Source organism: Methylobacterium sp. CCH5-D2 (assembly GCF_001556475.1).
GTDB classification, from domain to species: domain Bacteria; phylum Pseudomonadota; class Alphaproteobacteria; order Rhizobiales; family Beijerinckiaceae; genus Methylobacterium; species Methylobacterium hispanicum.
In genome coordinates this window covers 1-3,256 of the sequence record NZ_LSIX01000164.1, presented here as the reverse complement: position 1 = coordinate 3,256, position 3,256 = coordinate 1, and the positions used below count along the sequence as shown (strand labels likewise).

Here is a 3,256-nt window from a genome sequence, read left to right as displayed (position 1 = left end):
CCGCCGATGCAGGCGGGCAGGCGGCCGAGCAAGAGGGGCGTGAACGATGAGAACGATCCGGATCGCCGCGCTGGCCTGCGCGGTTCTGGCCGCCGACATGGCGACGGCGATCGAGGCCGGGGCGCAGAGCCCGAACATCTCCGGCTTCGGCCGCGCCAACCGCACGCCGGGCGGCGAGGAGAAGAAGCCGCAATACGTGCCCCCGACGAAGCAGACCGAGAAGATCTTTCCGCTCGACTCGACCTGGACCGCGGTGAGCATCAACGGCAAGCCCTTCGCGGGCGGTGACCGGCCGAGCTTCATCATCGACAAGCAGTACCGCGCCCGCGGCTACGGCGGCTGCAACACCTTCGCGGCCACCGCCTTCCCGCTGCGCGACCAGCACCTCGCGGTCGGCCCGCTCGCGCTGACCAAGAAGCCCTGCGACAAGGGGCTGGCCGCCACCGAGCAGGCCTTCTTCGTGGCGCTGCGCACCGCGGCCCAGTGGGATCTGGTCGGCTCGCAGCTCGTCCTGAAGAGCCCGAACGGCGAGCTGCGCTTCGACCGGGCGCTTTAACCCTTCGCTGACCATGCGGCCGGCTCGCCCGGCCCGATTCAGCCCCCGTTGACCGGTGGGGGCGCCTTCTCCCGCCCGTTGTCCACGGGTGGAGCGGCGTAGATGGCTGGCAGGATCTCGGCTGGCAGGATCGGCCTCGGGGGCCAAGCTCCCCTGCGGGCGGGCGCGCCGCGCGATCCCCGCTTCGTCGCGCCCCGCAGCTCGCATCCCGGCGCCCTCTGGCTCGCCGCCGCCGCCCCGTTCGCGGCGACGCTTATCCTGCTCGCGGCGCGCCTGGCCGCCTGAGGCGATTACCGCGGCGATTGCCCCCTCCCGGGGCCGATCGGCCCTTCGCAGCGCGGAGGGACCTCCCCTCCTCGCCCGGTGTCCCAACGGCCTCCGGATCCTGTCGGCCGCATATCGACGGCGACCGCGTGCGAACCGGGACCACCCGGGCACAAGAGAACGAACTTCCAAGTCCAACCGCGCGCGCAGCGATACTCTTCCCCTGACCGCGAGATCTCGCCGCGGCAGGGAAAAGATTTGTCGAATCCTCAAGTTAGCCCGATTGCCCGAGGCGAGGTGACGCGATATCGCCTGCCCTCACGGCGGGCAGCCCGGGGACGAGATCCGGCGCGCCCGCGTCCGAGACGGTTCGACGAAAGGGAGATCGCAATGGCCGGCAGCGCAGAGACGACCACCGGGACACGACAGGTCGGGCACGGGCGGGTCTACGGCTCGATCACCGAGACGATCGGCAACACCCCCCTGGTGCGCCTGAACCGGCTGCCGAAGGAGCGCGGCGTCGAGGCCGAGATCCTGCTCAAGCTCGAGTTCTTCAACCCGATCGCCAGCGTGAAGGACCGCATCGGCGTCAACATGATCGACGCGCTGGAGGCCTCCGGCCAGCTCAAGCCCGGCGGCACGCTGGTCGAGCCGACCTCGGGCAACACCGGCATCGCGCTGGCCTTCGTGGCCGCCGCCCGCGGCTACCGCCTGATCCTGGTGATGCCCGAGACGATGTCGCTGGAGCGCCGCAAGATGCTGGCCTTCCTGGGCGCTCAGCTGGAGCTGACCCCTGGCCCGCAGGGCATGAAGGGCGCGATCGCCAAGGCCGAAGAGCTCTTGAACACGATCCCCGGCGCCGTGATGCCGCAGCAATTCTCCAACCCGGCCAACCCCGAGATCCACCGCAAGACCACCGCCGAGGAGATCTGGGCCGACACCAACGGCCAGCTCGACGCCTTCGTGGCGGGCGTGGGCACCGGCGGCACCGTGACGGGCGTCGGCGAGGTGCTGAAGCCCCGCATCCCGGGCCTGAAGGTCTTCGCGGTCGAGCCGGAGGATTCCCCGGTCATCTCCGGCGGTCAGCCGGGCCCGCACAAGATCCAGGGCATCGGCGCCGGCTTCATCCCCGGCAACCTGCACACCGACATCCTCGACGGCGTGCTGAAGGTCTCGAACCAGACCGCCTTCGACACGGCGCGCGACCTCGCCAAGTTCGAGGGCATCCCGGGCGGCATCTCGACGGGCGGCAACGTCGCGGCGGCGCTCGAGTTGGCGAGCCGGCCCGAGTTCAAGGGCAAGCGCATCGTCACCGTCGCCTGCTCCTTCGCCGAGCGCTACATCTCCTCGGCGCTGTTCGAGGGCATCGGCTAGAGCCGACACGCGTCCGCGGCGGCCTGCCGCCGCGGACGCAACCTCGCTGCGCGGCATCTGTTGTCAGGCGACAGAGAGGAGCCGCCATGACAGCAGGCAACAGCGAGCGCCCGACGCTCAAGGATTTCGACGCCTACGCCGACCGCAACGGCCAGGATCTCGGGCAGGATTCGCCCCGCGACCTCGGCGTGCCGCAGCGGACGCAAGGCGATCTGAAGCGCGACCCGCAAGGGCAGGCCGAGACCGCCCGCATCGCCTCCGGCACGCCGGGTGAGGACGCCACCGACGCGACCGAGGCCGAGACGCCTCCCGAGAACCTCGCCCGCCTGCGCGGCGAGGGATCGAAGGGGGCCGCCGAGGAGGCGATCGAGCGGGCGACCGCCGCGGTCGGCCAGGACGACGGGAAGCGCTGATGAGTCCGCGCGAACCCGAGACCGTCACCCGCAAGCCCGACGACGATGTCGGCACGCCCGGCTCGAGCCCGGCGGGCGGAGGTCGCCAGACCGGGGATCAGGCCGCGATCACCGACATGGATGCGGGCGGGCGCAGCGACGCCGAGCGCAACGCCGGCTGGGAGGCGGGCGCGGCCGGCCAATCCCCGCCGGCGCTCGGCGGCTCGTCCGGCGGCCATTCCGACCAGAAGCCCGCACGGGGCCCCGACGCCGACCGCAAGGTCGCCGGCGGCCTGAGCAAGCCCGAGCGCGAGGAGGGCGCATGAGCGACGAGAAGAAGTCCGACGACAAGCCCGCCAACATCGCCCCGGACGCGGTGAAGGACCCGAACGAGAAGACGGACGGGCACCCGGGCGCCGGCCCGAAGGGCGGCGCCACGCAGCGCGACGAGACGGACCCGGGCGGAAGCTGAGGGCGTTTTCGGGGGCTCTCCGATCCGGGCCAGCCTGCGCGCCGCTCCCTCCCCCCTTTGCGGGGGAGGGTGGCACCCGAAGGGTGACGGGTGAGGGGACCCCAGCTTCAGGATTGAGCCGTGCCCTGCATGAAGGCCCCACCTTTTCCGTTCGCCGGGTTCCCCTCTCCCGACCCCTGCTGACGCAGGGGCCACCCT

6 protein-coding genes are annotated in these 3,256 nt (G+C 71.7%); all 6 read left to right on the top strand.

Annotated elements, in window-relative coordinates; genetic code table 11:
* The first annotated feature begins 46 nt into the window (after window positions 1-46).
* A complete protein-coding gene (locus tag AX737_RS03940) occupies window positions 47-556 on the top strand; it encodes an META domain-containing protein (RefSeq protein ID WP_066919182.1) in 510 nt (169 codons plus the stop codon).
* Between the two features lie 102 nt (window positions 557-658).
* Window positions 659-841 (top strand): hypothetical protein, encoded by a 183-nt coding sequence (locus AX737_RS03935; RefSeq protein ID WP_066919181.1) that lies wholly within the window; start codon window positions 659-661, stop codon window positions 839-841.
* A gap of 369 nt (window positions 842-1,210) precedes the next feature.
* On the top strand, window positions 1,211-2,194 hold the full coding sequence (cysK, locus tag AX737_RS03930) for a cysteine synthase A (RefSeq protein WP_066919180.1): 984 nt from the start codon (window positions 1,211-1,213) through the stop codon (window positions 2,192-2,194).
* Window positions 2,195-2,280: 86 nt separating this feature from the next.
* Window positions 2,281-2,607 (top strand): hypothetical protein, encoded by a 327-nt coding sequence (locus tag AX737_RS03925; RefSeq protein ID WP_066919178.1) that lies wholly within the window; start codon window positions 2,281-2,283, stop codon window positions 2,605-2,607.
* Window positions 2,607-2,912, top strand: coding sequence for a hypothetical protein (locus AX737_RS03920; RefSeq protein ID WP_066919176.1), 306 nt, complete (start codon window positions 2,607-2,609; stop codon window positions 2,910-2,912). Before AX737_RS03925 ends, AX737_RS03920 begins: the two co-directional genes overlap by 1 nt.
* Window positions 2,909-3,058: a hypothetical protein gene (locus tag AX737_RS34080; protein WP_197430451.1), complete on the top strand. Its 150-nt coding sequence runs from the start codon at window positions 2,909-2,911 to the stop codon at window positions 3,056-3,058. Before AX737_RS03920 ends, AX737_RS34080 begins: the two co-directional genes overlap by 4 nt.
* Window positions 3,059-3,256 lie beyond the last annotated feature (198 nt).

What these genes read in the sequence shown, in the direction of transcription:
- AX737_RS03935 (WP_066919181.1), top strand. Translation starts at nt 659, where the DNA reads ATGGCTGGCAGGATCTCGGCTGGCAGGATCGGCCTCGGGGGCCAAGCT.
- AX737_RS03940 (WP_066919182.1), top strand. Translation starts at nt 47, where the DNA reads ATGAGAACGATCCGGATCGCCGCGCTGGCCTGCGCGGTTCTGGCCGCC.
- cysK (WP_066919180.1), top strand. Translation starts at nt 1,211, where the DNA reads ATGGCCGGCAGCGCAGAGACGACCACCGGGACACGACAGGTCGGGCAC.
- AX737_RS03920 (WP_066919176.1), top strand. Translation starts at nt 2,607, where the DNA reads ATGAGTCCGCGCGAACCCGAGACCGTCACCCGCAAGCCCGACGACGAT.
- AX737_RS03925 (WP_066919178.1), top strand. Translation starts at nt 2,281, where the DNA reads ATGACAGCAGGCAACAGCGAGCGCCCGACGCTCAAGGATTTCGACGCC.
- AX737_RS34080 (WP_197430451.1), top strand. Translation starts at nt 2,909, where the DNA reads ATGAGCGACGAGAAGAAGTCCGACGACAAGCCCGCCAACATCGCCCCG.